The 1,755-nt window shown below is 60.1% G+C and carries 1 protein-coding gene and 1 pseudogene; one reads left to right on the top strand and one right to left on the bottom strand.

The window, feature by feature from the left end:
- Nucleotides 1-1,593, top strand: a 1,593-nt coding sequence (gene mnmC / locus HP459_RS22755) for an FAD-dependent 5-carboxymethylaminomethyl-2-thiouridine(34) oxidoreductase MnmC (RefSeq protein ID WP_171936903.1), incomplete at its 5' end; no start/stop codon positions are given.
- Between the two features lie 65 nt (nucleotides 1,594-1,658).
- Here the strand turns inward: mnmC and HP459_RS22760 are convergent.
- A pseudogene (locus HP459_RS22760) lies at nucleotides 1,659-1,755 on the bottom strand (YfcL family protein); the annotation flags it as partial.

A 1,755-nucleotide genomic window follows, 5' to 3' on the forward strand; every position in this document is an offset into this window, starting at 1 on the left:
GGCGGCTGTCATCGTCTGATTCTGGACGACGGACGCGTCACGCTCGACCTGTGGCTTGGCGACATTAACGACCTGACCGATAAGCTCGATGACTCAATGCATCAGAAAGTGGACGCCTGGTTCCTGGACGGTTTTGCGCCCGCCAAAAACCCTGACATGTGGAGTCCGCACCTGTTCAGCGCAATGGCACGTCTGGCACGCCCGGGCGCGACGCTTGCCACCTTCACCTCGGCGGGCTTTGTCCGCCGTGGGTTGCAGGAGGCGGGGTTTACCATGCGGAAAACCAAAGGCTTTGGCCGCAAACGCGACATGCTGGTGGGGGTGATGGAGCAGGATCTGGCGATCCCGGCACAGGCACCCTGGTTTGCTCGCCGCCCCAGTGCGTCGCGTGAGGTCGCCATTGTGGGCGGAGGTATTGCCAGCGCCCTGCTCTCACTGGCGCTGCTGCACCGTGGCTGGCAGGTGACGCTCTACTGCGCTGACGAGGCACCGGCGATGGGTGCATCAGGCAACCGTCAGGGCGCGCTTTATCCCTTATTAAGTTCACACGATCCAGCACTGTTCCAGTTCTTCCCGGCTGCGTTTACGTTTGCTCGTCGCCTTTACGATAGCCTGCCGGTTGCGTTCGACCACGACTGGTGCGGTGTGACGCAGTTGGGCTGGGATGAGAAGAGCCAACAGAAAATCACCCAAATGCTGTCGCTGGGGCTGCCGGAAACCATCGCCCATGCAGTGACGGCTCAGCAGGTTGCTGAGACCGCTGGCGTCGACACCGGCTGCGGCGGAATTCAGTATCCACTCGGCGGCTGGCTGTGTCCGGCTGAACTGACTTCTGCGGCGATAGCCCTCGGGCAGTCGCGTGGGTTGACAGTGCATTATGCCCATAAGGTTCAATCGCTAAGCCGCACTGCGCACTGGGAACTGCGTTTTGCTGACGGCAAAGCGTCGCAGCATGCCAGCGTTGTACTGGCCAACGGACATCACATCACTCAGTTTACCCAGACAGCGTCATTGCCGGTTTATCCAGTCGGCGGCCAGGTGAGCCATATCCCGACCGCGCCCGAACTGAGCAAACTGCGTCAGGTGCTGTGTTACGACGGCTACGCGACGCCGCAAAATCCGTCCAACGGCCATCACTGCATCGGTGCCAGCTATCATCGCGGTGAAACAGATATGCAGTACAGCGAAGCGGATCAGCAGCAAAACCGCCAGCGCCTGCTCGACTGTTTCCCGAATGCGTCGTGGGCGAAAGAGGTTGATGTCAGTGAGGGTCAGGCGCGCTGCGGCGTACGCTGCGCGACCCGCGATCACCTGCCGATGGCGGGAAACGTGCCGGACTATGACGCCACGCTTGAAGTCTATCAGGATCTTGCAGACAACAAAGAAACGGCGGTAAGTGCGCCCGTTTATCCGGAACTGTTTATGTTGGGTGGCTTAGGCTCGCGGGGATTATGCTCCGCGCCATTGCTGGCTGAAGTGCTAGCCGCGCAAATGAGCGATGAGCCGGTTCCGCTGGACAGGGTTACGCTCGCGGGGCTTAACCCGAACCGACTGTGGGTGCGGAAATTGCTGAAGGGGAAAAGGGTTAAGTAGGGTGCGGTCTGGTGTCCTCACCCTGGCCCTCTCCCCAAAAGGGAGAGGGAAGAGAAGGCGGCAACTTAGCGTTTAGCCTGCTGGAACAAATTGTCCCACATGCCCAGCACTAAAGACTGGTCGCGTGGAGACAGTTCCCCGGCCAGAATGGCTTTTTCAAGG

It is taken from the genome of Enterobacter sp. CM29 (assembly GCF_013179605.1).
Taxonomy (GTDB): Bacteria; Pseudomonadota; Gammaproteobacteria; order Enterobacterales; family Enterobacteriaceae; genus Enterobacter; species Enterobacter intestinihominis.